Origin of the sequence: Lacrimispora sp. 38-1 (assembly GCF_049890855.1) — a bacterium.
GTDB lineage: Bacteria > Bacillota > Clostridia > Lachnospirales > Lachnospiraceae > Lacrimispora.
The window spans coordinates 223190-248703 of record NZ_JBANEW010000027.1 but is presented as its reverse complement, the minus strand read 5'-3'; the positions used below and the strand labels follow the sequence as shown (position 1 = coordinate 248703).

The 25514-nt window shown below is 43.9% G+C and carries 23 protein-coding genes; 6 read left to right on the top strand and 17 right to left on the bottom strand.

Annotation, left to right across the window (positions count from 1 at the left end; all coding sequences use genetic code 11):
• Nucleotides 1–108: 108 nt before the first annotated feature.
• Nucleotides 109–801 carry a Crp/Fnr family transcriptional regulator gene (locus tag V7D18_RS06375; protein ID WP_426152552.1) on the top strand — a complete coding sequence of 231 codons (693 nt, stop codon included), beginning with the start codon at nucleotides 109–111 and terminating at the stop codon, nucleotides 799–801.
• On the opposite strand, the gene V7D18_RS06370 is transcribed toward V7D18_RS06375, so the two are convergent.
• From V7D18_RS06370 to V7D18_RS06315, 12 genes are all read right to left on the bottom strand, one after another.
• Nucleotides 791–2518, bottom strand: coding sequence for a phospho-sugar mutase (locus V7D18_RS06370; protein ID WP_426152550.1), 1728 nt, complete (start codon nucleotides 2516–2518; stop codon nucleotides 791–793). The two genes, V7D18_RS06375 and V7D18_RS06370, sit on opposite strands and share 11 nt — an antisense overlap.
• Before the next feature lie 115 nt (nucleotides 2519–2633).
• Nucleotides 2634–4337, bottom strand: a complete 1704-nt coding sequence (locus V7D18_RS06365) for an SGNH/GDSL hydrolase family protein (RefSeq protein ID WP_426152548.1) — start codon at nucleotides 4335–4337, stop codon at nucleotides 2634–2636.
• Nucleotides 4338–4451: 114 nt separating this feature from the next.
• Complete coding sequence (locus tag V7D18_RS06360) at nucleotides 4452–4739, bottom strand: hypothetical protein (RefSeq protein ID WP_426152546.1); 288 nt, start codon at nucleotides 4737–4739, stop codon at nucleotides 4452–4454.
• Nucleotides 4727–5773 (bottom strand): electron transporter RnfD, encoded by a 1047-nt coding sequence (locus V7D18_RS06355; RefSeq protein ID WP_426152544.1) that lies wholly within the window; start codon nucleotides 5771–5773, stop codon nucleotides 4727–4729. Before V7D18_RS06355 ends, V7D18_RS06360 begins: the two co-directional genes overlap by 13 nt.
• Complete coding sequence (locus tag V7D18_RS06350) at nucleotides 5763–6962, bottom strand: glycoside hydrolase family 130 protein (protein WP_426152542.1); 1200 nt, start codon at nucleotides 6960–6962, stop codon at nucleotides 5763–5765. The genes V7D18_RS06355 and V7D18_RS06350 overlap by 11 nt, the downstream gene beginning before the upstream one ends.
• A complete protein-coding gene (locus V7D18_RS06345; RefSeq protein WP_426152540.1) occupies nucleotides 6952–8124 on the bottom strand; it encodes an AGE family epimerase/isomerase in 1173 nt (390 codons plus the stop codon). The genes V7D18_RS06350 and V7D18_RS06345 overlap by 11 nt, the downstream gene beginning before the upstream one ends.
• A gap of 13 nt (nucleotides 8125–8137) precedes the next feature.
• Nucleotides 8138–9166: a glycoside hydrolase family 130 protein gene (locus V7D18_RS06340; protein ID WP_426152538.1), complete on the bottom strand. Its 1029-nt coding sequence runs from the start codon at nucleotides 9164–9166 to the stop codon at nucleotides 8138–8140.
• A gap of 44 nt (nucleotides 9167–9210) precedes the next feature.
• The gene (locus tag V7D18_RS06335; RefSeq protein ID WP_426152536.1) at nucleotides 9211–10047 is read right to left on the bottom strand and encodes a carbohydrate ABC transporter permease; all 837 of its coding nucleotides are present in this window, start codon (nucleotides 10045–10047) and stop codon (nucleotides 9211–9213) included.
• On the bottom strand, nucleotides 10044–11027 hold the full coding sequence (locus V7D18_RS06330; RefSeq protein ID WP_426152534.1) for a carbohydrate ABC transporter permease: 984 nt from the start codon (nucleotides 11025–11027) through the stop codon (nucleotides 10044–10046). Before V7D18_RS06330 ends, V7D18_RS06335 begins: the two co-directional genes overlap by 4 nt.
• A gap of 23 nt (nucleotides 11028–11050) precedes the next feature.
• On the bottom strand, nucleotides 11051–12418 hold the full coding sequence (locus V7D18_RS06325; protein ID WP_426152533.1) for an ABC transporter substrate-binding protein: 1368 nt from the start codon (nucleotides 12416–12418) through the stop codon (nucleotides 11051–11053).
• A 268-nt stretch (nucleotides 12419–12686) separates the two neighbouring features.
• On the bottom strand, nucleotides 12687–13694 hold the full coding sequence (locus tag V7D18_RS06320) for a LacI family DNA-binding transcriptional regulator (protein ID WP_426152531.1): 1008 nt from the start codon (nucleotides 13692–13694) through the stop codon (nucleotides 12687–12689).
• A 4-nt stretch (nucleotides 13695–13698) separates the two neighbouring features.
• The gene (locus tag V7D18_RS06315) at nucleotides 13699–14709 is read right to left on the bottom strand and encodes a LacI family DNA-binding transcriptional regulator (RefSeq protein ID WP_426152529.1); all 1011 of its coding nucleotides are present in this window, start codon (nucleotides 14707–14709) and stop codon (nucleotides 13699–13701) included.
• A 457-nt stretch (nucleotides 14710–15166) separates the two neighbouring features.
• On the opposite strand from V7D18_RS06315, the gene V7D18_RS06310 reads away from it, so the two are divergent.
• From V7D18_RS06310 to V7D18_RS06290, 5 genes are all read left to right on the top strand, one after another.
• Nucleotides 15167–15934, top strand: coding sequence for a formate/nitrite transporter family protein (locus V7D18_RS06310; protein ID WP_426152527.1), 768 nt, complete (start codon nucleotides 15167–15169; stop codon nucleotides 15932–15934).
• A 1-nt stretch (nucleotide 15935) separates the two neighbouring features.
• Nucleotides 15936–16955, top strand: coding sequence for an anaerobic sulfite reductase subunit AsrA (gene asrA, locus V7D18_RS06305; RefSeq protein ID WP_426152525.1), 1020 nt, complete (start codon nucleotides 15936–15938; stop codon nucleotides 16953–16955).
• Nucleotides 16945–17739, top strand: coding sequence for an anaerobic sulfite reductase subunit AsrB (gene asrB / locus V7D18_RS06300; protein WP_426152523.1), 795 nt, complete (start codon nucleotides 16945–16947; stop codon nucleotides 17737–17739). Before asrA ends, asrB begins: the two co-directional genes overlap by 11 nt.
• 15 nt (nucleotides 17740–17754) lie before the next feature.
• Nucleotides 17755–18717, top strand: a complete 963-nt coding sequence (asrC, locus tag V7D18_RS06295; RefSeq protein ID WP_426152521.1) for a sulfite reductase subunit C — start codon at nucleotides 17755–17757, stop codon at nucleotides 18715–18717.
• Between the two features lie 83 nt (nucleotides 18718–18800).
• Nucleotides 18801–19157 (top strand): hypothetical protein, encoded by a 357-nt coding sequence (locus tag V7D18_RS06290; RefSeq protein ID WP_426152519.1) that lies wholly within the window; start codon nucleotides 18801–18803, stop codon nucleotides 19155–19157.
• A gap of 89 nt (nucleotides 19158–19246) precedes the next feature.
• Here V7D18_RS06290 and V7D18_RS06285 read toward each other — a convergent pair whose 3' ends face one another.
• The 5 genes from V7D18_RS06285 to V7D18_RS06265 all read right to left on the bottom strand — a co-directional run bounded on the left by V7D18_RS06285 (nucleotide 19247) and on the right by V7D18_RS06265 (nucleotide 25489).
• Nucleotides 19247–20233 carry an ABC transporter ATP-binding protein gene (locus V7D18_RS06285; protein WP_426152517.1) on the bottom strand — a complete coding sequence of 329 codons (987 nt, stop codon included), beginning with the start codon at nucleotides 20231–20233 and terminating at the stop codon, nucleotides 19247–19249.
• A complete protein-coding gene (locus tag V7D18_RS06280) occupies nucleotides 20233–21267 on the bottom strand; it encodes an ABC transporter ATP-binding protein (RefSeq protein ID WP_426152515.1) in 1035 nt (344 codons plus the stop codon). The genes V7D18_RS06285 and V7D18_RS06280 overlap by 1 nt, the downstream gene beginning before the upstream one ends.
• Before the next feature lie 30 nt (nucleotides 21268–21297).
• Nucleotides 21298–22401, bottom strand: coding sequence for an ABC transporter permease (locus V7D18_RS06275; protein ID WP_426152513.1), 1104 nt, complete (start codon nucleotides 22399–22401; stop codon nucleotides 21298–21300).
• Between the two features lie 2 nt (nucleotides 22402–22403).
• Entirely contained in the window at nucleotides 22404–23399 is a 996-nt protein-coding gene (locus V7D18_RS06270) for an ABC transporter permease (protein WP_426152511.1), read from the bottom strand.
• An 86-nt stretch (nucleotides 23400–23485) separates the two neighbouring features.
• Nucleotides 23486–25489, bottom strand: coding sequence for an ABC transporter substrate-binding protein (locus V7D18_RS06265; protein WP_426152509.1), 2004 nt, complete (start codon nucleotides 25487–25489; stop codon nucleotides 23486–23488).
• Nucleotides 25490–25514 lie beyond the last annotated feature (25 nt).

Below are 25514 nucleotides of genomic sequence, written 5' to 3'. Positions count from 1 at the left end.
TATCTGTATGACTTGGCAGAGTCCATTATTGAAGGGAATTTAACCTATCTGAGAAATAAAGTATTTAATATAACGTAAGACAACGATATAAAGGAGAATGTGGTTCCCATGGATATAAAAGAAGCTTGTTCCTGTACCCAGCTTTTTCAAAGCATATCAGAGAAATCAGTGGCATCACTGATGGCCTGTGGCAGCCTGCGGCGTTTCCCAAAAGGATCACACCTGTTTTGGGATAAAGAAATGAACCAGACGATTTATATAGTAGTAACCGGTTTCGTATCCCTTTATAAGATCAATTCCCAGGGAGAGAGAAAAACCATTTTTCTACTGGGAAAAGGAGAATTGGTGAACGAAGAAGTTTTGCAGAATATGCCCGCTTCCATTAACTGCGAAGCCTTTGAACCATCTGTGGTTCTATGCTTTGGAAAGATGGATTTTCTGGAGGTTATGCGTCATGATTTTGAACTGACGAAACTGATTCTTGATTCCCTCGCTTTAAAAAACCGCCGCTTATACCGCCAGTTAAAAAACACCTCCAACTCTGTACATGGGGAAAAGAAGATCGCGGCAAAGCTATGGCGGCTTTCCAAAGATTATGGCATTCCCCATGAAGAAGGGACCTTAATCAATATGGAGTTAAGCGTTACCTATCTGGCTGATATGCTGGGATCGCGGCGGGAAACCGTATCCCGTCAGCTAAAGCATCTGACCGAACAGGGGCTGGTCCGGGTTCAAAGAGGTAAGATCATCATTCCCGACAGAGACGCCCTGTCTGCTTTTTTTAAGGGAATTAATTGCTGATTAAGACTTTTACCGCAGCTGTAAGCCCAGCTAGCTTTTCCGCTGCATCACAGCTCCCGGAGCCTTTTACGCCGATATAATATTTTACCTTCGGCTCGGTTCCTGACGGACGGATACAGCACCATGCTTCATCCTCCAGTTCAAAATACAGAACATTGGAAAACGGAAGAGATGTGGGATATTCTGATCTGCTTTCCAAGTCTTTTATCACACCAGCTACATAGTCCCGGAACCGTTTCACGGAAAAATCTCCGATACATGACGGAGGATTCTTTCTGATTGTTTCCAAAATCCCTTTAATTTTCTCCGCCCCGTCCATTCCTTTTAAAGTGATTGTGCAGAGATTTTCTCTATAATGACCGTACTTCTCATACAGATGCTCCATCTGCTGGCAAAGACTCATTCCCTTCGTCAGATAGTAAGCTGCCGCTTCGCACAATGCCATTGCTGCCACTATGGCATCTTTATCCCTTGCATGAGTTCCTAAAAGGCAGCCGTAGCTCTCTTCATAGCCAAATAAAAAATGATGGCTGCCACTTTGCTCAAAGAATTTCATCTGCTCACCAATATATTTAAAACCAGTCAGAGTCTCCTTAAGCTCCACACCATAAGCGTCTGTTATCGCCTTTGCCATCTTACCGGATACAATGGTCGTCACCACTGCCTCATTCTTAAGAAACTCTCGTTTTTCCTTCTTCTGTGATAAAATATACTCCAGAATAATCATTCCTGACATATTGCCGGTAAATGGCTCATATTTTCCGCTTTCTTCATTCTTTCCATAGATGCCCAGACGGTCTGCATCCGGGTCTGTGGCAAGAACCACGTCTGCACCCACTTTTTTTGCAAGCTTAAGTGCCAGGGAAAAGGCTTTGCTGTCTTCAGGATTTGGATAACTCACAGTGGGGAAATTTCCATCCGGCTTCTCCTGTTCCGGCACCACATAGACTTCTTCAAACCCCAATTCCTTTAAAATCCGGCGCACAAAAAGGTTACCGGTTCCATGAAGGGGGGTATACACGATTTTCAACTGCTTTTGCTGATTTCTAATCATTTCCGGGTGAATCACCAGTTTTTTTAATTCCTCCAGATAGCAGTCATCCAATTCCTTGCCGATTATGCGGTAAAGTCCCATTTTTTCCGCTTCTTTCAGCTCCATAGTCCTGGCCTGGGCGTAATCTCTGACTTTTTTTACTTCTCCGATTATTTCCTGGTCTTTGGGAGCCGTAATCTGCGCGCCATCCTCCCAATACACCTTATAGCCATTGTATTCCGGCGGATTATGGCTGGCTGTGACCACAATGCCTGCTATGCACCCCAGCTTACGCACTGCATAGGAAAGTACGGGCGTGGGCCTCAAGGAGTCAAACAGATAAGCACATATGCCGTTTGCCGCCAGACAAAGAGCGGCTTCCCTGGCAAACTCCGGAGAATAATTTCTGGAATCATAGGCAATTGCCACTCCTTTTTTTTCTCCCTTTTCACGAATGATATAATTAGAAAGCCCCTGAGTCGCCCTTCGGACTGTATAAATATTCATTCGGTTTGTTCCTGCGCCGATTACTCCTCTGAGTCCTCCTGTTCCAAATTCCAGTTCTTTATAAAAACGGTCCTGAATCTCCATCTCATTGTCCTTAATGGCAATAAGCTCCCTTCTGGTCATCTCATTAAAGAGCGGATTTCCACACCATGATTCGTATTCTTTTCTGACATCCATTTTATATTCTCACTTTCTCTCAGACAGTTACCACTGTCTTTTCTGCTCTTTTCCATAAAAAAACAGGCGGTCATAATCAGCCGCCTGCCATCTTAATAACGGCTTACTGAAAAACTTAAATTATCTCTTCCTGCCCGTTTGGGTTCTCTTGTTCCTCTTTGATTAATTCCGGCTCTGTCTCATCTACATAGGACGCCGGACTTGTATCTGAGCTTGAAACAGTAAAGCCCAGGATGGTAAACCGGTTTCCTTTGCTGTTCTCATTTTTCGTGATACGCACCGTATGAGGACCTTTTGTTCCGCTTGTTAAAAGCAGATTATAATCCGCATGACTGCCCCAGCTTCCGTAAAAATAGGTATCAATGGTATTGACATACTGGTCACCCACATACACATCAAAGATCCCATAGTTTTCTTCCATACCACCGTAATAGATCAGCCCCATATTAGTGGCATTTTCAATGGTAAATGTAATATCTGATCCACTGTCAGTCTGCCAGCCATACGGAAACTGGGCGTTCTTTACGGTGACCTTGGATACATCACTTCCTGATACGCGGATGCCGTCCCCGCTTCCTGAACGATGATCCAAAATTGTACCATTTTCATATTTGGATTCCGTCACAGTCTCTCCCGGCAGCTCATAGGTGCTGTAGTCACCGTAGCTGTGATTTTTCATATCCTCCAATACCTGTCCATAGAAATAGGACATGCACCGTGATATGATCTTGTGTCCTGCATTATTGGGATGTGTTAAGTCATCTGATGGTCCTAACTGGTTCCACCGAATGGTCCCGTTCTCAAGCCCTGGCCCTACTACGTCTCCATAGCTCACCACAGGAACCTGATAATAATCTGCTATTTCTTTGTGATACTCTCTGTAATCAATGCATTGACCATCCGCTGAAAACTGGGTCAGGCACAGAGACACGACTGTCGGGTCCGTCTTGTACTCCAATATTCTGCGAATTAAGCTTTCATAGCTCTCCTTATTATGATCACGGTAGTCATTGACGCTGAATTCCACAACCACAAGATCCGGGTTCTTTGAAAGCACATCCTGTGCCACACGGTGAACACCAAGATAAGAATCTGTTGCTCCGATTCCCGCATTGACATAGTTGATTTTTGCATCAGGAAACGTTTTATTCCACCACTGAGTCGTAAGATATGCATAGCAATTGGTATCTTTAGGGGTCGCAACGGAACCATTGGTAATGGAACCACCAAGATAGGCTATGGTCACAGTCTCCCCTCTCTTTGCTTTCTCCATTACTTTCGTCAGACGAGAGAGGTTTCCTGTACTGTAGACACTGCTGTCCGCGATCTCCTGATCTGTTACTACGTCGATGCCAGAGATTACATAGAGGGAAAATTTGTCCGTCTCAATGGTAACGGTACCAGGATTATCATCCAGATCTTCCAGCCATTCCACCGTTCCATCATGAATTCTTGCTACTGCAAAGGTTTTGGAGGTGTCTGTTCCCTCTGGCACTGCCAAAACAAATTTAAGCATTCCGTATGTGCTGGTCACTGCATCACTTTTTCCATCTGCATATTGCTTTAGCAAAGAGATGTCAACAGCCGCCAACGGCAACGGCACCTCTCCCTTCATTTTTTCTGCCTTGTCAATGGTACTGATGATTGCTTCCGTCAGCTCCTGCTTTTCAACGTTTACCATCAAGGTTGTTCCATTCATAATCTCATCTTCTGTAATGCCAACAGCTTCTATTATATCCTTCGGATTACTGGCTGTGACCGCCAAGGTCTGCAGTAAGTTAATTGAAACAGCCGCATCATAGTTAATCTTTCCATTCATCTTTACACTTACTCCCAAAATCTTGGCATAGGAAGCGCCTAACCGCCTCCTATTCTCCCTCTTTCCTCTGACCGGCTCCTGCCTGGGGCGGCTCCGTTCTTGAATCACCAAAGCTTAATTCGGCATATGAGCGGATAAGGTGATAATGCCCCCCTCTAAAGCAGCCTGAACCGACAGTGCCGCAGCCTCATCCACCGAATCCTTTTTGCCATCCGGAGCCTTTAATTCTGCACCAGTAAAAGAAATAGTATCAATTCCTACTACCCCGGAGATTGATCCGGTTAAATCCTTTGTATCTGATACCGTGGAGCCTTCATAGGTCCCTCCGCCTTTGTGGTGGGTGTCATTTTGATGACCATAAAGCACATAGCTGCTTTCTCCCACCCCTTTTATACTCCCCAAATATTCTCCGATATCCCTTCTATAAAAGCACACAACTCATCTGCCATCTGCTCCGCTTCCATAATACGTATATGACCCGGAGTCCCCACTCCGTTTTTTGAGTATAAAAAATGGACGATCCTGTTATCCTTAAGCTCATGGCACACCCGTTCGATGGATGCATCCCAGTTCTCATGATGTTCCAAAATGGTAGTTGATAAAATAATGAAAGCCGTTGGGTACTTCTTTCGTATGCTTCGTATCCATCTTTCATAAGAGTCACGCCAGCACTGTGCTTTTTCCCCTTCCATATCCGTCTTCATATAATCCTCTGGATTATTGTCGTTTTGTCCGATGGCTACTATCACCACCTGGGGGATATATTGATGAAAGTCCCACTCCGTGACAGCTCCAAGCTCAGGATTATAATGTACCTTATCCCAGACACTCTCCATTCCTATCAGCGAAGGTGCCAGGAACCACCCGGTTCCATTTTGCAGGGCAATTCCCCCCTGGGCTATATCATGGATTTCAGCCTTTAATTTTCTGGCGGCTATCCAGCCGTAAGAAAACCAACTGTTGGAATATTCTCCGTTGTGCTCCGGGTCTGCCTTTCCGGCATATTCCGTTGCCTCTGATACCTCTCCCGCAGAAACAGAATCCCCATAGACCTCAATTCTTCGCGCAGGTCTTTCTAAATTCTCTGTCAGAATTCCTGCTCCTGTCAGAAAAAGCTCTTCCAGCGTCATTACATGGCAGGAATCCTGACGTTTAAACAGGATAATGCTGTGTTCCTTCTCTTCCAGGTTTTCAGCCAGAAGAATGGTTGTGTATCCTGTATCCGCAAGCCGTTCTTTCCTTTGCACCCCATCCACTATGATTCCTATATAATTGCCCCAATAAGCTCTTTGATTTTTTATGACAACCGTTGCCCCTGTTCCGAAAAAGGAAAAGGTCAGTGAGCTGGCCGGAAAGATAAATACGGGATGTTTGGGATCAGTACAGTCAATTCGTCCGCTGTATTGGAGCCTTTTATCATCCAAATCAATTTTCATGAACCACTCCTTCTTTCCGCTTTCCCTCTAACAATTCCAGATTCTCATGTATCAGACTGCAGCGCTGCGCCACACAGTCCGAAGAACGGAGCGGATCTTTCGGGGTATGGAATACATAGTCCTCCAGTTTTTCCAGCGTGGTAGTCGCCACATGCATACGGGTATCGCAGGAGGCATAATAAAGGTAAACATCTCCATTCTTCCTGGCTATGGCTCCATTGGTAAACACCACATTGGATACATCTCCCACCCGTTCTTTTCCCAGAGGTGCCAGGAACAATCCCGACGGCTGGGCAATTACTTTGGATGGATCATTTAAATCTGTTGCAAATACATAAAGTACATAACGAAGGCCTGCTGCCGTATTCCGCACTCCATGAGCAATATGAATCCAGCCTTTCTTTCCCTTAATCGGTACTGCGCCAGCGCCGTTCTTTGCTTCTGTCAGTGTGTGGTAAACCCGGTGGCTGATAATCTTTTCGTCTGCTATCACAGCATGTGCGATATCATCACAAAGCCCGAACCCGATTCCGCCCCCGCTGCCAGTCTCAATAAAGCCATCCATTGGCCTGGTATAAAATGCGTACTTTCCCTCTACAAATTCCGGATGCAGCGCTACGTTTCTTTGCTGAGGTGAGTGGAGTGTGGTCAGGTTATCAAGGCGCTCCCAGGTTTTTAAATCTTTCGTCCTCACAATCCCTGCGCTGGCTACTGCCGCAGAAAGGTCACTGTTTTCCTGATCCTTCCCTTCTGAGCAAAACACGCCGTAAATAAAGCCGTCCTCGTGCTTTGTCAGCCTCATATCGTACACATTGGTCTCTTCCGGACAAGTATCCGGAAGTGAAACCGGGTAATCCCAGAACCGGAACCCGTCAGTGCCGTTACTGCTTTCAGCCACAGCAAAAAAGGATTTTCTGTCATTTCCTTCCACGCGGACCACCAGGTAATAGCTCCCCTCGATTTCAATCGCACCTGAATTCATGACCGCATTAATACCCAGACGTTCCATAAAAAATGGATTTCTTTCTGCATCAAGATCATATCTCCAGATGAGGGGCGCATGATTTCTCGTCAGCACAGGGTTTTCATAGCGGTCAAAGATTCCATTGTAAAATTCACTTTTCCTGTTTTCTTTCTTTATCAGCTGTTCATATTTATTAAGCTCCGTATAATACCTGCTATGAATCATGCCTCATCCTCCTTATTACCTCAAAACACATTCTTCCATTATGGTACGGGCACTTCCATGACTCTACAATCGGCTTTCTTATGGGTGCACGATTCTGGTCAACCGCCCAGTACCATTCAGAACCGGAACGCGGGTCAATCAGACAGGTTTTGATATAACCCCAAACTGCATCTGCAGCTTCCAGATACCGGTGCTCCCCGGGACATTTTTCATTTCCATTTAAAAAGCCTACTACAGCCTCAGCCTGAACCCACCAGACTCTTGTTGTGTCATTGATCCTGTCTAAAGACTCATTTAAAAGTGAGGAATCCACATAGGCCCTGTCATAAATATTGGCAGTAATCTCTTTTGTGATGAATCCCATCCGATTGATGCAGTTCTCATCACCCAGAATCTCACAGCCCCGGTCAATCAGCCACGCCGTCTCAATATCATGGCCGTAGGAATAAAGGTCAATCAAAGAATTCCACTTCCGGTCAAAGAATACCTCCTGACGTCCTTGCTCCCGATTATAGACATGCTCTGCAAATATATCGAGAATAAACTGCATCCGGTCCCTCACCCCACTCTCCCGGCTCACCCGAAAAAGCTCTGTATAAGCTTCAAATACATGAAGCAGAGTGTTCATTGTTTTTTCTGCAACAATTCCGTTTTCCGAAAGTTTTTCGTTATCAATCGTGTGAAATGTTTCATCAAATGCTTCCTTATATCCCCATTCATCTGTACATTTTGTCTCGATCAGCTTAAAAAGCTCCTTCGAAAGTTCCAGGGCTTCTTTATCCTTTGAAGCATCATAATACGAGGATAAGGCATAGATTGCAAACGCCTGATTATAGGTATGCTTTATTGTTTCCTCCGGCTGTCCGTCAAATGTCACAGACCAGTATACTCCGCCGTTTTCCTTATCCAGGCAATGCTTTTTTAGAAATTCATAGGCATGACCGGCATAAAAAAGAAGGCTGTCTTTTTGCAAAAGAAGGTACGCATTTGAAAAAAACCATAAAATACGACTGTTTAAAATGCAACCCTTTACCGCCTTCTCATCCACCTTAAGATCATATCCCATATATCCGTAAAAACCACCATACTCCTCATCTGCAAGCTTTTCCCAGAAGGGAATCAGATCACTTGTCAGATGCTGCATCATTTCATCCGCCAACATTTGCTTATCCCTTCTAGCGTAACCCTATTTCTGTGTCACTTTCCGTCACCAGGCTGTGCTCCTTAATATAATCCGTTACTTCTCCTACGGTTGTAAATGCCAGCCCCACATAGCTGTCAGCCGCTCCATAATAGATTGCGATCCTTCCGCTTTCAGAATCGTGAATCGTTGCACAGGGAAATGTCACATTTGGTACAAATCCCCGTTCTTCATACCACTCCTCTGGCGTAAGAAGAAAGTCTTTGCAGCGGTATTTCACGATGGAAGGATTATCAATATCAAGAATTGCTCCGCCTATGCTGTATACAAATCCGTTGCAGGTTCCCGTAACTCCATGATAAAACAGCAGCCAGCCCTCTGAGGTCTCAATGGGAGCCGCTCCCCCTCCGATTTTTACATTCTGCCACCAGAAGTCTCCTGTCTTTCCCATTACATGTCTGTGCCTTCCCCAATAAATCATATCCGGACTTTCCGAGACGTAGATATCTCCAAAGGGAGTATGACCGCTGTCACTGGGTCTGGATAGCATCAGGAACTTTCCTCCCACCTTTCTTGGAAAAAGTACTGCATTGCGGTTAAAAGGCAGAAATGGATTTTCAATTCTTGTAAAGGTCTTAAACTCCTTCGTCCATGCCATTCCGATAGCGGCACCGTAGCAATCCTGGCACCACATGATATAATAGGTGTTTTCTACCTTTACAAGCCGGGGGTCATATGCGTATACAGGCATAAACAGCTCTCCATGTTCAGACACAAACTGTATTTTCTCACGGTCAAACTCCCAATGAATTCCATCCCTGCTGTGCCCTAAGTAGATAAATGGAACTCCATTTGTCTGCTCACCTCTGAAAACGCCGATGAATGCCCCCTCATAAGGAATTACGGCACTGTTGAATATTCGTGCGACTCCCTCTAAAGGATTCCGGTCTATGATGGGATTTGCATCGTATCTCCAAACAGGCATCCATGTTTTTGCCTTCTCCGGCCTATTCTGCCACGGCATATTAGGGACCTGTGATCCAATTATTTTAACTTCGCTCATAGTTGCTTTCCTCCACTCATGTATTTGTATTCTTAAGCGTCTGCTTACCCCTTGACGGCCCCTTGCGTTAAACCGCTGTAAATCTGTTTCTGGCATAGAACAAAGATCATCAGAGCAGGGATCATGGTGATTATGACTCCTGCACAGATATAGTTGTACTGGTTTCCAAGCGGCCCCGTGAATTTAAACAAGGACGTAGCAACTGTAACAAGCCTGTTTTTGTCCTGCAGATAAAGGTTTGCCGCATAGTATTCATTATAAGTCCCCACTCCTTTTAAAATCATAACGGTAATGATTGCTGGCTTTAAAAGAGGCAGGAGCACCCGGAAAAATACGCCAAAATAAGTGCAGCCATCCATAATTGCCGATTCATCCAGAGAGGTGGGTATGTTTTCAAAGTACTGAATGAAAATATAAATGGACATAACATCAGTTCCACACATCAAAACGATGTATCCTGGCAGACTGTTTATCCAGCCCAGGCTATACATGATCTGATACACGGACACCTGCATGGCAATTCCAGGAAGCAGGGATGCAAACAGGAAAAGACTGCGTATCAAGTTATTGCCCGGAAATTTAAACCGGTTCAGAACATAGGCCAGCATAGAACCGGTCAGCACAGAGCCAAACAGCACGCACACCAGAATAATTGCAGAATTACGGAATGCCACTCCCATGTTCGCTTTCTGCCATGCGTCTATAAAATTATTTACATAGAACCAACTGGCTGGCAAGGTCATGACATTGGTTGTCGCATACTCTTCTGGTGTCTTGAATGCTGTGATCACACAGACAATAACAGGGAGCACGGAAATGACGGAGCCCAGAATCAGTGTTATATATTTTATAAGTGTCCAAAGAAATTTCTTTAATTTCATCTGTTATCTGCCTCCCTCTGCCTGTTTCGCTTCTTCTGCCGTCTCACCGTTCGTATTGCCTCCTGATCACCGATTCCAAGAAAGTACCATTCTCCTGCTTTCTGAAGCAATGTAGCAAATAAAATCAGCACAAAAAGTACAATCGCCATAGCTGAAGCCAGACCTACCTTCTGGCTTACGTGGGCCAGCTTATTCATGATAACAAAATAGGTACCTGTTCCAAACTCGCCGTTTGTGATTACATAGGGCGGTTCAAAAACACTGAGTGAACCGGTAATTGCCAGAATCATATTGAGTACAATAATGGTCTTTATGCTGGGAAATATAATATACCGGAACTTATTGAAGCCGGAAGCTCCGTCAATTGCCGCCGCTTCATAAAGCGTACTGTCCACTGACATGATCGCACCGATAAACAGTACCATATTCTGTCCCATATACCGCCACACAGAGGTGGCGGCAATTGAGATGTTATTGATACTCTTATCCTTCAGCCAATAGGGAAGAGAATCCAGATTGAACCCAATCCACTGAAGAACCGTATCCAGTACAAAACCTCTTGTATAGAAAAACTTAAAAATAAAACCCACTGCAATTCCGCATACCAGATATGGGAAGAACATAAAACCTTTATACAAACCTCCACCTTTTACCTTAAAGCTTAAAACGGAGGCAAACCACAGCGCAATTGACAACTGTATAAAAGCTGCCACTATATAGTATCCGCTCAGCTTTAATGCCTGAAAGCAATCCTTCCTGGAAAATACTTCTGAATAATTCTTAAGGCCTACAAATTTTCGCGTTCCAATGTACTTCATGTCATAAAAGCTGAACTGAAACATCTTCAGAAAAGGAATATATGTAAAAACAAGAAGTAATAAGAGCGGAGCGAGCATAAATGTGACCATACACAGCCGTCGGTTCACCTTTCCCGACTGAATCCACTTAATAAAGTTAAATGGTGCTCTTTTTGTATTCATATCATCTCCCCTTTTTCTGACTGTCAATGAGTGATTCCACTTTTCTCCTGGGCCGCTGTCCACTTTTCATTCCACTGGTCTGCTAATTCTTTCATAGAAGGCTGCCCCTCAATTGCTGCCTCCACTACCGACTTCGCCATTGCGCCGGATACATTAATTCCCAGCTCAGATTCATTATTAACATCATTTCCCAAGGTCTCCTCACCTTTTGGCACCGGCACATCATATAGAAGCCCAACTTTGTCAAATGCTTTTAAAAATTCCGGCATCTCGGCATTCACTTTAACCGGTACCCCGCCCTGGCTCATTTCGAATCCAGATTTATCGATCAGCCATTTGATATAGAGCATTGCAGCCAGTTGATTGTCTTCTGAACTATTGCAGTTGATTCCATAATTGTAATCCGCAGATACTGAGGTATACTGTTTTCCATTCACTGTAATCGGAAATGGCATATAAGCTACATCATTACCATTCTCCGCCGCATCCTTCATCTGGACAATGGACCATGAGCCTAACGCCATGCAGGCAATCTCTCCCTTATTTAACCGTGCCTTGCTTCCTTCCCAGTCCGTGGTGGTGGGATCTTCCTCTGTAAGGCCTTTTGAAACCGCCTCATATAGTAAGTTGTAGACTGCATAAGGCCCGGTCTGGTCTCCCCTGTCGGCAAATGGATTCTTTCCCTTAACACGGCCTTCATGTGCAAAATCTGCCTGCCCGGTCGCACAGGCATCTATGTAAGCATCCCATGCTGTCATGGTCCAGCCGGCTGCAAAATTTGTATAAAGCGGAATTGCATCTGTATTATCTTTGATTTTTTGGAGAGCACTTAAAAACTCCTCCGGAGTTTTTGGTATTTCCTTTACTCCTGCCTTTTCAAACACTGCCTTGTTATAAACAATTCCCTGTGTATTTCCCATAGATGGAATTCCATAGACATTGTCCTTATAGCTGTAATTTGACAGCATGGTATATTCCTTTGAAAGCTCATCCATAGTTCCTAAGTTAACAAAATAGTTTTTTAGTTCATTCTTATCGACGGTTGTGGGAATCATACAAATATCTCCCCAGTCACCAGTGGTCAGCCTTGTTGTGATATCATCTGCATAATTTGTAATTCCCTCATATTCAATGTTGATGTTTGGATACATCTTCTGAAACTCTGAAACATAATCCTTAAACAACGTATCAACCACATCTGTTTTATGGGTCAGGAATTTTAAATTGGCTTTTAAATCAGTATGCTCTCCCAGCTTAATCTGATTAAATGTAACAGCAATGTCTGTTTTTTCTGCCTTAACTTCTTCCTTTTTGTTACAGGCTGCCAGTGTAGCTGCTAATGTACCAGCAAGAACAACTGCCAGAAGTCGCTTTCCATATCCTTGTCTCATGATAAAACCTCCCATTTATTTAATCTTTTTTAACTTAAATTAATCTTAGCACATTTGTCTTTTAACCACAAGTTTATTTTGCACTTTTTTATCATATTTGTATATTTTTCACACATTACATCTCAATTTATATGCATAATGCTTGATTTATATTATTTTTCTTTTGTTTTTTAATATATATCAGCCTAATAAATAATATTTTTAATTAAATTTAAGTAATTATATTTTTGCACAAAAAAAGAGCAGCACGCTGCTACCCATTTTTAAGTTATTCCTGTATGCTTTTTACACTGCTGCGTTCCACAATATAACTGTCCAGATATTTTATATGATTATAATCCGGTCCTCCAGCCATCTTTTTTAAAAGCATTTTTACTGCGGCGTGAGCCATCTCTTTCATATCTACGTTATAAGTTGTAAGCTTCTTGGCCAGAGAATGTCCATATAAGTAATTATCATACCCTACAAGTGATATGTCTTCCGGTACACGATACCCCATCTGGGAAAGCTTATCATACAAAAAACCGGCAATAAAATCACTACCGCATACAAACGCAGTAGGAAGTGCTTTCGGCAGTGATATGGCGGCCTTTCCACTGACAACCTTTGCATTACCAATCACCCACTCCGGTTTTACCGAAATCCCCCATTCTTCCATCACTTTACGATATCCAAAATACCGGTCACAAAGATTTTCGTTTGTTTCCAACTCGCCTACATATCCAATATCTCTGTGTCCCAGCTTAAGGAGATAGCGTGTCATTTTGTACATTCCCATATAATTGTTGGACATAATGGAAGAGCATCCGATTTCCTCACATCTAAAATCCAGCAAAACCACTGGAATCTGCAGAACTTTAATAATATTTTCCAGATATTTCTTTTCCATCTTGCCAATCACTATGAGACCGTCAATCCCTCCCTCTTCAGAAAGGCGCGGCAGTTCAAGCTCTTTTTCTTTGTCAATGCTGATAATCTCCAGTGTTGTAAGCGCTTTGTGCGTTGAGGCCGCCCAAACCGTCTGCTGATACATGGTCCAATAAAAGGAGGTCCCAATTCCGATATACTGCTCTGATACGATTACGCCTATAGTGACCTTTTCTTTGGTACTTTTATCCTGCTTCGTATTGTCATAGCCAAGCTCTTTCGCCTTTTCAATCACCTGTGCTCTTACGGCTTCACTGACTCCCTTCTTCCCTGAAAGGGCATTTGATACGGTCACAATACTTGTCCCTAATTCGTTGGCGATGTCTTTTAATTTTACTGATCCTGCCAAAGGTTTACTCCTCCCTTCTTTTTATTGTATTTCCTTCTTTTAGAATTCCATCCACCACTGTGATCCCGGCTGGCTTGCCTTTTCCTGAAATTCTCTTTAAAAGCGTGGTGACACTAATCCGGGCCAGCGCATTCTCATCAATTTCATAAGTTGTCACTTCCATCTCTTCCGGATATTCGTCAAGGAAGTGGTCAAATGCCACAATGGAAACATCTTTGGGAATTCTTAAACCTCTTTCCCTGAGCTTTTCAATCAAAACGCCAGTGGTTCTCTCACAATTGCATACAAATGCTGTAGGCAGCTTTAAGGGCAGATCAAATTCAATTACAGAGCCCTTCTCCCCCATACTGCGATCACAAATCAGGCTCGTATTATCAATGTGGTTTAACAAAAGTGCTTTGCAGTAACCCATATACCGGTCCATAATACTGTTTGTGGCTTTCGGCGTTCCCACAAATGTAATATCCCTGTGGCCGAATTGAATCAATCGTTCCACAGCTTTCTGCATTCCCCTGAAGCTGTCTGTGATAATAAAATCCATATCCATATCTACATCGTAAAAATCCACTCCAACAATAGGCACTTGTGCGCTTTTTCTCACCATATCAACGAATAACGTTGACATCTCACCAATGATTAACAGTCCGTCTATCTCTGCATCTGCAAACTTATAAGCCTGGTTTTCCAAACGTTCCCGTTCTTCATCAATTACCTCCAAAATCGTAAGTGAGTTACGCTTCGCGGCTTCTTTTGCAATTTCTTTGTATATATGCATATAAAATGAAGGATATTCTTTTACATAGCGCTCTGCAATCAGAACTCCGAAACGGTATGTCCTCTCTTTTTCCCTGTCTTTCAGTGCACTTTTTTGGTATCCTGTCTCTTCTGCCAGAGAAAAAATCAGGTTGCGCACCTGATCGCTTGCTCCCTTTTTTCCTGACAGCACATTGGACACTGTTACCACACTAACACCTGCACGCTGGGCAATCATCTGCAATGTAACCTTTTTTCCCATTTAAATTACCTGCTTCTTTACTTAATTTTAATTAAAACCAAGTTAATTTTATCATTAAATTTGTATATGGTCAACGAGAAACGAATCGCAACGGCTATCTCCATGTTTCTTTTGGGATAAAAAATACCGCTTCCATTAATTGCGAAGCCTTTGAACCATCTGTAGTTCTATGCTTTGAAAAAATGGATTTTCTGGAGGTCATGCGTCATGATTTTGAACTGACGAAACTGATTCTTAATTCCCTCGCTTAAAAAAACCGCCGCTTATACCGCTCAGTTAAAGCATTTAACCGAACAGGGGTGGTTCGGGTCCAGCGGGGAAAATTTATTATCCCTGACCGGGAAGACCTGTCTGTTTTTTTTAAGTCATCGTGATTTAAATCACGGTGATTTTTTTAGTTATTGATTATACTGGTTTTGTGGGTAGTTTGATAAAAAATAAACAAAGGAGGTTGTTTATGTTTCAGGAAGAATATTCAATGTTAGCAAAAGCAGCGGAAAACAAATCAAAGTTTCTTAAAAAGAATCCTGTTGGATATTGGGTTGCGGCCATGCTGGCAGGTATTTATGTGGGTTTTGGAATTCTTTTAATCTTCTCCGCTGGAGGGATGATTTTCAGTCAGCCTTACGTCAGGATTATCATGGGTGTATCCTTCGGCATCGCTCTCAGTCTTGTTGTTATGGCAGGCGCGGAACTGTTTACCGGTAATAATTTAGTTATGGCAGGCGGTGTTTTCAGGGGTACGGTCACATTTGCGGAAGCGGTAAAGCTGTGGGTGATCTGCTTACTTGGAAACTGGGCCGGTTCCATTCTTCTTGCCCTTATTTTCTGGGGTGCCGGACTGGCAAAGGGGCCAGTGGGAGAATTCATGGCAAATGCTGCTGCTGCAAAAATGGCACTCCCCCTTATTCCTCTCTTTTTAAGAGCAGTTCTCTGCAATATCTTAGTATGCCTCGCTATCTGGTGCGGCTTCCGCTGCAAATCAGAAAGCGGGAAATTAATCATGGTATTCTGGTGTCTCTTTGCGTTCATTACCAGCGGTTATGAACACAGCATTGCAAACATGACACTTCTCACTGTGGGAATCTTAAGTCCAGGCGGAGCGGCTGTCTCTCTAACCGGATATTTTTATAATATTCTGGTTGTAACTCTTGGCAATATGGCAGGTGGAATTTTATTCACTGCCGTACCCTATTATTTGATTTCCGGAAAGAAGGAGGTGTAGCATGGGTTATATCCTGAATACAAAAGAGATCAATGAGGTATTTCTCCAGTGGAAAAAGAATTCCGTCATCTACGCTCCCATGCTGATGAAAAATGGCGGCGCATTTTCCGATACGGACTCTGTTCATTACGGCGAAATCCAGTCCATTGAAGAAATCGTCTTTGATAAAAAGTCAGATTTTTCATTTAAAGAGATTCTTCTTCCCATCTCGGAAACCTTATTCTATTTTACGGAAAATTCCGTGAAGGAACCGGACGTCCCTGTGAAACAGGCCATCATTTTTCTGCGCAGCTGCGATCTTCATGCGGTAAAACGCTTAGATACCATGTATCTCCATAACGGAGCGGAGGACCCTTATTACAAACGTCTCCGGGACCGGGTAAAATTCGTACTTATGGGCTGCAAAGAATCCTTTGAAAGCTGTTTCTGCGTTGATATGGGAACCAACCGTTCAGACGACTACCATGCTTTTCTGGAGCTTTCTGAAGAGGGAGTTAGAATTGATAATAAAAATCCTGAGTGGGATGAATTGTTTGCAGCGGTCTGTACAAAACAGGCGGATGTCTCACCTTCTTATGTAACCGAGACAGAGACACAGGTAAACATCCCCCAGTCTCTCTCCTTAGAGGTCATGAAAGCATCCATGTGGAAACAATATGACAGCCGCTGCATAAACTGCGGACGGTGTAACTTTGTATGTCCAACATGCACCTGTTTTACCATGCAGGACATTTTCTATACCGATAACGGCAAAGCTGGAGAACGCCGCAGAGTCTGGGCTTCCTGTATGACAGATGGTTTCACCGATGTGGCCGGAGGCGGCAGCTACCGCCAGAATAACGGTCAGCGCATGCGCTTTAAGGTGATGCATAAAGTATATGATTACAAAAAACGCAACGGTATTCATATGTGCGTGGGCTGTGGCCGGTGCGACGATGTCTGTCCGGAATACATCTCATTTTCCCACTGCATTAATCAGCTGGAAGATGCCATGAAGGAGGTAAATGGAAATGAATCATAATGAATATCTTCCCTTCCGTTCTGAAATTAAAGAGGTAATCCGTCATACGGACATTGAATACACGTTCCGCATGGCTTATCACGGAGACGTAAAACCGGGTCAGTTTTTCGAGGTTTCCATTCCAAAGTTTGGGGAAGCCCCCATCTCAGTCAGCGGCATCCGTGAGGATTCAGTGGATTTAACCATTCGCCGGGTAGGAAAGGTGACAGGGGAAATCTTTGAGCGGTATCAGGGAGACAGCCTGTTTTTAAGAGGACCTTACGGAAATGGATTTGATATAGAAAATTTCCGCGGAAAAGAACTGCTGGTCATCGCCGGCGGAACCGGACTTTCTCCTGTAAAAGGTGTGGTTGACTATTTTTCCTGCCATATGGAAGAAACAAAGGGCATGACCCTTATCGCCGGATTTAAAACACCGAAGGACATTCTTTTTCTGGAAGACTTCGGCAAATGGAAACAGGCGATGGAAGTCATACTGACCGTTGACTGCGCAGATGACGACACTGCCTGCCAGATCGGGCTGGTCACCCAGTATATACCTAAATTAAAGCTGAAAAATAAAGAAGAAACCACTGCAATCGTGGTGGGACCTCCTGCAATGATGCGTTTTACCACTCAGGGACTTTTGGATATCGGACTGAAAGAAGAAAATATCTGGATTTCCCATGAACGGAAAATGTGCTGCGGAATCGGCAAATGCGGACACTGTAAAATTGATGACACCTATGTGTGCCTGGACGGACCTGTCTTTCCATTTACCAAAGGCCGCAAACTCTTGGATTAGAAAGGGGAACGTCTTATGGATATCAACACAAAGGAACTGAAAAAAAATGCTTTCCGGGTAACAAAACACAGAGGTCTTACCGCCTCCCGCATCCGGGTTCCCGGCGGTCACTTAGAAGCCAGATTTTTACCAATGATTCAGAATATTGCCGATACTTACGGAAACGGCACGGTACACATTACCTCCAGACAGGGGTTTGAGATCCCTGGAATTCCATTTGCGGATATTCCGAAGGTCAATGCCCTCCTCCAGCCGATTATTGAAGGTCTGGATATTAATCAGGAAAAATCAGGGCAGGGCTACAGCGCTGCCGGAACCAGGAATATTACCGCATGTATCGGCAACAACGTCTGCCCTTATGCCTGCTACAATACAGCGGAGCTGGCAAAGAAAATAGAGAAAGCGGTTTTTCCAAACAACCTCCACTTTAAAATCGCACTCACCGGCTGTCCCAATGACTGCGCCAAAGTGCGCATGCATGATTTCGGCATTATGGGAATGACACTTCCCCACTACGATGCAGACCGCTGTGTCAACTGCGGCGCCTGCGTTAAGGCATGCAAGCGGAAATCTACAGGGGCTCTTGAAACAGTAAACTGCAAGGTGACACGCAACCATGAGACCTGCATCGGCTGCGGTGAATGTGTACTTGCCTGCCCGACCCGTGCCTGGACCAGAAGTCAGGAGAAGTTTTACCGTCTCACACTACTTGGCCGGACCGGAAAGAAAAACCCCCGCATGGGCGAGGATTTCATCAAATGGGCAGACGAGGACAGCATTTTAAAAATTATTCTCAACACCTATGATTATGTGACAAAATACATTGATACCACCGCTCCCGGCGGGAAGGAGCATATCGGTTATATCGTGGACCGGACCGGATTTGAGGAATTCTACCAGTGGGCGATGAAAGATGTTTCTCTGCCGAATGAAGCAAATGTGTATAAGCCTCTCTACTGGAAAGGTGTTAAATATTAGGTAAAAAAGGATTGACATTTTCAATCTACAAATGTAAACTATTAATTAAGTTTACATTTGTAGATTGAACAAGGAGGATTTAAATGAAACGTTTATTTTCAAAAAAAATGATGATTGCTGCATTGGCATGCGCTTCTGTGTTAGCAGCAATGCCCATATCCGCCAGCGCTATGTCAAATAAAAGCACTGCCGGTATTGAATCACCAGCCAAAACAAATATGGAATGGATCCAGAAAGGCGGCAAATGGTATTGTAAGATAGATGGTGAATATGTCAAAGGCTGGTTACTGCATGAGAAATACTGGTACTACTTTGACAAGGAAGGTGTGTTGGCTGTTGACACCACCATAACCATCGATGGTAAAAAATATTCATTTGACAGTATGGGTGCCTGCACAAACATAAAACACTCAAAAAACAACTTGCATCTAGATATTTGATCGACAGATTGATCTATGTAATATAAAATGATACTAAAACTACAAATGTAAACTATTTTCTCTTATATTCTATTACAATGACGTTTCAGTCAAAAGCCTTTAAGCTTTAATTCCTCTGCATAATGACAGGCCACATAGTGGTCTCCTCCCATGTTTTTAAATTCCGGAACCTCCTGTCTGCACCGTTCCTTACAGTAACGGCACCGGGTATGAAAACAGCACCCCTCCGGTATGTTGGAAGGATTGGGAATCTCCCCTTCCAGCCTGATCCGTTCCCGTGTTACTGACGGATCTGCAACTAATACAGAGGACATGAGCGCTTCCGTATAAGGATGGAGGGGATGTTCAAACAGTCCATCCGTCTGACCAAACTCCACCATCTTTCCAAGATACATGACTCCCACCTTATCTGATATATGCTCTACCACAGACAAATCATGGCTGATGAATAAATAGGTTAAATGCATCTCCTTCTGAAGATCTTTTAACAGATTTATAACCTGCGCCTGAATGGATACGTCAAGGGCAGAAACGGCTTCATCACATACAATCAGCCTGGGATTTAAAATAAGAGCTCTGGCAATTCCGATTCTCTGCCTCTGCCCTCCGGAAAATGCATGAGGATACCTGTTTAAATAGCTTACATCCAGTCCTACCTTCCCTGCAATTTTCTTCACCTTCTCTTCCATTTCCTTAACGGACATTCCCCTGTGATTCGCTTTTAATGGTTCTTTGATAATATCCAGAACCGTCATTCTTGGATCCAGGGAAGAATAGGGATTCTGAAAGATCATCTGCAGATCCTTTCGGATTTCTTTCAATTCCTTTTTATTCATCCAGAGCACATCGTATTTTTTATTCTCAGTTCCGTAATACGTTACTGAACCGCCTGTTGCGGGAATTGCCCGTAAAATACACCGGCCCAGGGTGGTTTTTCCGCATCCGGATTCCCCTACAATTCCAACGGTCTCTCCCTCCATTACATCAAAGCTTACGTCTGAAACCGCATGTACCTTAACGCCTTTTGATATAAAATCCTTTTTAATGCCGCGCACTTCCAGTATTTTGCCAGCCATCACTGCACCTCCTGTTCCTCTCCTGGTATTGTATCCGGAATGCCTAAGGCAAAGCACGCTGCCTGATGATCTCCTCCCTGAGGCATAAGAGATGGTTCCTTTAAATCGCAGACACCCTTGATCCGTTTGCTGCACCGGTCATAAAAACCGCAGCGTTCCGGCAGATTCATGGCCGGAGGCACGGTTCCTTCAATGGAATACAGCCGTTCCCTCTTTGGCCCGCCTATTTTATGTACAGAGCCTATCAGTCCCTTTGTATAGGGATGTCTGGGATTTTCAAAGATCTCCCTGACTGTTGCTGTTTCAACAATTCTGCCAAGATACATGACAGCAACCCGGTCACACAACTGTGCCACAGTGCCCAGGTCATGGGTGATAAATATAATTGCCATACCCATATCCTTTTGAAGCTCCTTCATCAATTCCAGGATCTGGGCCTGTATGGTCACATCGAGAGCTGTTGTAGGTTCATCTGCAATCAGCAGCCTTGGATTGCAAACCAGTGCCATGGCAATTAATGCACGCTGCAGCATGCCTCCGGAAAATTCATGGGGATACTGGTCATAGCGTTTTTCCGGATCGGCAATCCCCACCTTTTTCATCATTTCTAAGGAAATTTTCTTTGATTTGATTTTATCTTTTACAATATGAAGCCTGGTGCATTCATTGATCTGATCCCCAATGGTATACATGGGGGAGAAGGCAATCATGGGTTCCTGAAATATCATGGAGATTTCTTTGCCTCTGATTCCCCGGATTTCCTTTCCGGCTGGTTTAAGAGATAGCAGATCTGTCTCTTTATTTTCCTGTGAATAATACAATATACTTCCTTCACTTTTGCATTTACGGTCATTGATTCCTAATATAGCCTTGCTGGTAAGGCTCTTTCCGCAGCCGGATTCCCCTACAAGCCCCAGAGTCTCTCCTTTTGCTACTGACACATTAATCCCCCGAACCGGCTTTAATATGCCCTCATCCATTTTAATACTGACGCTTAATTCCTTTATTTCCAGAATTGTATCTGATTCTCTCATCTATGTTCCTGCATCCTTTCCCGTTATTCTTTATTTGTAAGGATCTGCCGCATCTCTGAGACCGTCACCTAAAAAGTTAAATGCCAGCACGGTAATGATTACCGCTGCAAGAGGAATCAGCCTCCATGGGTACTGTGCAATGCTTGTAATATCCTGGGTTTCCTTAAGAAGAACTCCCCAGCTGGTGGCCGGAGAACGCATTCCCAGACCCAGAAAGCTCATGGATGTTTCGCCGATAATCATATCCGGAATTCCCAGAGTCAGGTTAACAATGAGATAGCTCATAAATCCGGGAACCATATGCTTTAAGATGATGGTTCCCGTGCTCACCCCTGCAAGCTGGGCAGCCATGATATAATCTTCATCTCTCATGGAGATAAATTTTCCTCTCACGATTCTTGCCAGACCGGTCCATGAAAGAAACGAGATAATAACTGTAATGTATAAATACATCCGGGCGACTGGGATATCGGCAGGAATTGCCGCAGATAATGCCATCCATAAGGGGATTGTGGGGAGAGAAGAAATCACTTCAATGATTCTCTGAATCACGTTATCCACAAAACCTCCGAAATAACCGGAAACTGCCCCCAGTAAAATCCCCAGAAAAAAGCTGATCAGGGTTCCTGCAAATGGTATGGTTAAGGATACCTGACTTCCGATCACAATTCTGGAAAATAAGTCATTTCCAAGGTTATCTCCGCCAAACAGCATGATCTTGCCATCTGTGCCTCCATGCTCCCCTTTCACGCCGAACAGATGAGTATCTGACGGGATCACCCCAAAAAGACGGTAAGATCCGCCCTTCACAAAAAAGTGCAGGTAATATTTTTCAGAAGTATCCTCTTTCCACTGGCGTTTAAAGGTTTCACGGCTGACAGAATATTCCCTTCGATACACGAAAGGCCTGCCCGGTTTTCCGTTCTCATCGGTCCAGTGAAGCTTTGACGGGGTGGAATTTTTGTATTTGCTGTCGTAATCCTCCAACGAGTAGGGAGCGATAAAATTGGCGAACAGCATGGTTATGTATAACACAGCGAGAACTGCCAGGCTGAACTTCGCCAGCTTATGCTTCATCAGCTTTCTTCCCATTAAAGTCCATTGGGAGGCCAGATAATAGTCTTCTTTTTTCATATTTAATTCCTCTTTTCAAAACGGATTCTGGGATCCAGCCAGGCCAGTACTATGTCGCTGATCAGCGTCCCGATTACCACTAATATCGCCTGCACCAACAGAATCGTACCTGCCAGATACATATCCTGACATTTTAATGCGTCGTACAGAACCGGCCCCTGAATGGCCAGATTCATGACAATTGCCGATATGGTAGATCCGGAAAATACGCTGGACAGAGATCCGGAAAGGCCGCTGACCACCGGATTTAATGCAACTCTCAGGCAATATTTGTAAATGATGGTGCGTTCTGATACTCCTTTTGCCCTGGCAGTGAGCACATATTGTCTGGTCATCTCATCAAGCATCTGTGCCCTCACCGTGCGGATAATTCCGCAGGTCCCTGATGTACCGATTACAATGGTGGGGATCACCATACGTTTTAAAAATTCTCCCAGATTATAAAGATGAACTCCGTTTTGCAGCATTTCATTGGAAAACAGTCCCAGCAGAGGATCTCCCGTCCACTGAAAGGATAAATACATTAAAATAATGGCCAGCAGGAAATTGGGTGTGGCCATACCTAAAAATCCAATTGCAGTAAACAGATAATCACCTGCAGAATATTGGTGTACCGCACTGTAAATGCCAATTGGAACCGAAACCAGATAGGTAAAAAGCAAAATAGTGACTGATACAGTCAAAGTAAGCGGAAGCCTGTCCATGATAACGCTCCACACCGGTCTGGAATAGGCAAAGGAATACCCGAAATCCCCGTGAGTTATGATTTTTGCCATCCAGCTGAAATATTGAAGATACCAGGGTTTGTCAAGACCATAATACTCCTTAAGTTTAAGAATATCCTGAGAGGAGAAGGATTCTCCCTGTGCAGTCATCTGGGCAATGTAGCTGCTTACATAATCTCCGGCAGGCAGCTGTATAATGAAAAAAATCACCGCTGACACAATTAATACTGTGGGAATAAGCAGTAAGAGCCTGTTCCTTAAATACTTTGCCATAAAAATAGTTCTCCCTTTCTTTTCTCGTTCAGACCTTCAAAAAGGACTGCCATCCTTATGAACAGCAGTCCAAACCAGGTGTTTTGTTATTTCTCAAAATAACACTGGTAAATATGCGCAAGGCCAAGTCCTCTGTATTCATCACAGAATATGCTTTCCTCAGGGAAATTCTTCAGCTTTTTATCTGCGACGATCAGCGTAGTGGGGGAACTCATATAACCAAGAATCCAGAGATTATCCTGATGCAGCTTCATCATTTCCAGGGCGATTTCTTTTCTCTTGTCTGTATTTACTTCAGAGTTCAGCTTTGTATACAGTTCGCACAGCTTCTTTAAATCTCCGGTGGGCTCTTCCCCTTCTTTTCCGCCGCTTACCTGCCAGGCACCGGTTTTTCCGTACCAGGCAGCATAATAGGTTCTCATGGGAACAATGGTATCCGGTCTTAACATGATGTTGACACACTCCGCAGGTGCAACCGGTCCAAGAACCACTTCATAATCATTGCTTGCAATATTATTATTGAATAAATCCAGAGCAACGGGTTTAAAGGTTGTCTTAACTCCTGCCGCATCAAAATATTTCTTTAATATCTGATAGGAAGCATCTGCACCGGAATCCGTAGAGGTTGTGATATTTAACACCAGATCTTTTCCGCCTGCAAAATCATAATAACCATCACTTCCCATTACAAGACCCAGACCCTCCAGAAGTTTCTTTGCTTCATCCACATTATAATCTGTCCATTTTTCTGTCCATTCCTTTGAGGCGCCCAGTGTGCCCTCAGGAGGAGCCGCCTGCTGCGGCTCAGAAATGCCGTTTGTTAAAAGAGATGCGACTTCCTTCCTGTCCACGCAGACTGATAATGCCTGTCTGAACTCCTTTGACTGGAACAGAGTTTTTAAATCAGCATCATTTACTGTCTGGTTTAACTGCAGCTGCGTGTCGCCGGAAGCCCATAAAGCATTGTGCCACTGATCAATCACATATCCTGCTTTGTCCTCATTTTCTTTTATCGTCTCAATATCTTTCCAGGCAATATCCGTTGTCAGCGTCACGTCTCCTGACAATACTTTAATCAATGCCTGATCGTTATCCGCAATTTTGGTATATTCGATTTTATCTATGTAGGGAAGCTGATTATTCTCCTGATCCACCTTCCAGTAGTACGGATTTCTTAAAAATTCATAGTAATCTCCCTCCACATTATTCTTACCTGTTTCTGTGGAAAGAACATAGGGATTTAAAGTTGGTTCTCCAGGTACATTCCAGAAACCATATCCGGTTGCTTTTAACATGGCAGTTGTGTCTGAATATCCCATTTCTGCTGCTTTTTTTGCTGCCGCTTCTTCTCCGATGAATTCAGGCATAATCGTCATCTGATAATGAGCCGGTGTAAAGAACCACTTTGCGTCAATGCAAAGCTGTTCAATAAAATTGGCCTTGGGATAATCAAAGGTAACTGTAAAGGTCTGATCATCCACCTTTTCAACCTTTGCCTTTGTATCCTCTCCTGTCTGTGGATTAACGGCACGAAAGCATCCCCACAATGACTTGCCGAATGTTTCCGGCAGACATAAATGATTATAGAAGAATACACAGTCCTCTGCTGTAAAATCCACACCATCAGACCATTTCATTCCTTTTCTTAAATAAATGGTATAAACAGTGGCATCCTCATTTACATCGTATCCCATTGCCACATTTGGTTCCACAGAACCATCTTCTTTAAACCGGAACAGTCCCTCTTCTATGAGCTTTCCGGTGCTCCATCCTGCTTTTGTAAGCGGAATTTTTATAGAACCGCCATAGCTTCCCACAGATGGAACCTGCTCTGTAAAGACCTGGCCTTCCCCTGGTATTCTTTCTTCAACAGCTTTTAAGGTGCCTGCCGAAACCATATCCTTTGTCATGGGTGATTCGCTGAACCCTTTATTTGGATCAGCCTGACCGGAAGCTGCCGCAGTTGTCTCCTGTCCGGTAGTTTCTGTTTCGGTCTGCACTGCCGGGCTGTCTGCATTTTTTTTGCCGCAGCCTGCTGCAGTAACCATCACTGCCATCAATAATGCCATCGTTAATATTTTCTTTTTCATGTCTTCCTCCAACGGATCCTATTTC

Excerpts from the sequence above, each read along its gene's own strand:
- V7D18_RS06375 (WP_426152552.1), top strand. The coding sequence starts at position 109 with ATGGATATAAAAGAAGCTTGTTCCTGTACCCAGCTTTTTCAAAGCATA.
- V7D18_RS06370 (WP_426152550.1), bottom strand. The coding sequence starts at position 2,518 with ATGGATGTCAGAAAAGAATACGAATCATGGTGTGGAAATCCGCTCTTT.
- V7D18_RS06365 (WP_426152548.1), bottom strand. The coding sequence starts at position 4,337 with ATGAATGGAAAGATTAACTATGATGCGGCTGTTTCAATTAACTTACTG.
- V7D18_RS06355 (WP_426152544.1), bottom strand. The coding sequence starts at position 5,773 with ATGAAAATTGATTTGGATGATAAAAGGCTCCAATACAGCGGACGAATT.
- V7D18_RS06350 (WP_426152542.1), bottom strand. The coding sequence starts at position 6,962 with ATGATTCATAGCAGGTATTATACGGAGCTTAATAAATATGAACAGCTG.
- V7D18_RS06345 (WP_426152540.1), bottom strand. The coding sequence starts at position 8,124 with ATGTTGGCGGATGAAATGATGCAGCATCTGACAAGTGATCTGATTCCC.
- V7D18_RS06340 (WP_426152538.1), bottom strand. The coding sequence starts at position 9,166 with ATGAGCGAAGTTAAAATAATTGGATCACAGGTCCCTAATATGCCGTGG.
- V7D18_RS06335 (WP_426152536.1), bottom strand. The coding sequence starts at position 10,047 with ATGAAATTAAAGAAATTTCTTTGGACACTTATAAAATATATAACACTG.
- V7D18_RS06330 (WP_426152534.1), bottom strand. The coding sequence starts at position 11,027 with ATGAATACAAAAAGAGCACCATTTAACTTTATTAAGTGGATTCAGTCG.
- V7D18_RS06325 (WP_426152533.1), bottom strand. The coding sequence starts at position 12,418 with ATGAGACAAGGATATGGAAAGCGACTTCTGGCAGTTGTTCTTGCTGGT.
- V7D18_RS06315 (WP_426152529.1), bottom strand. The coding sequence starts at position 14,709 with ATGGGAAAAAAGGTTACATTGCAGATGATTGCCCAGCGTGCAGGTGTT.
- V7D18_RS06310 (WP_426152527.1), top strand. The coding sequence starts at position 15,167 with ATGTTTCAGGAAGAATATTCAATGTTAGCAAAAGCAGCGGAAAACAAA.
- asrA (WP_426152525.1), top strand. The coding sequence starts at position 15,936 with ATGGGTTATATCCTGAATACAAAAGAGATCAATGAGGTATTTCTCCAG.
- asrB (WP_426152523.1), top strand. The coding sequence starts at position 16,945 with ATGAATCATAATGAATATCTTCCCTTCCGTTCTGAAATTAAAGAGGTA.
- asrC (WP_426152521.1), top strand. The coding sequence starts at position 17,755 with ATGGATATCAACACAAAGGAACTGAAAAAAAATGCTTTCCGGGTAACA.
- V7D18_RS06290 (WP_426152519.1), top strand. The coding sequence starts at position 18,801 with ATGAAACGTTTATTTTCAAAAAAAATGATGATTGCTGCATTGGCATGC.
- V7D18_RS06285 (WP_426152517.1), bottom strand. The coding sequence starts at position 20,233 with ATGGCTGGCAAAATACTGGAAGTGCGCGGCATTAAAAAGGATTTTATA.
- V7D18_RS06280 (WP_426152515.1), bottom strand. The coding sequence starts at position 21,267 with ATGAGAGAATCAGATACAATTCTGGAAATAAAGGAATTAAGCGTCAGT.
- V7D18_RS06275 (WP_426152513.1), bottom strand. The coding sequence starts at position 22,401 with ATGAAAAAAGAAGACTATTATCTGGCCTCCCAATGGACTTTAATGGGA.
- V7D18_RS06270 (WP_426152511.1), bottom strand. The coding sequence starts at position 23,399 with ATGGCAAAGTATTTAAGGAACAGGCTCTTACTGCTTATTCCCACAGTA.
- V7D18_RS06265 (WP_426152509.1), bottom strand. The coding sequence starts at position 25,489 with ATGAAAAAGAAAATATTAACGATGGCATTATTGATGGCAGTGATGGTT.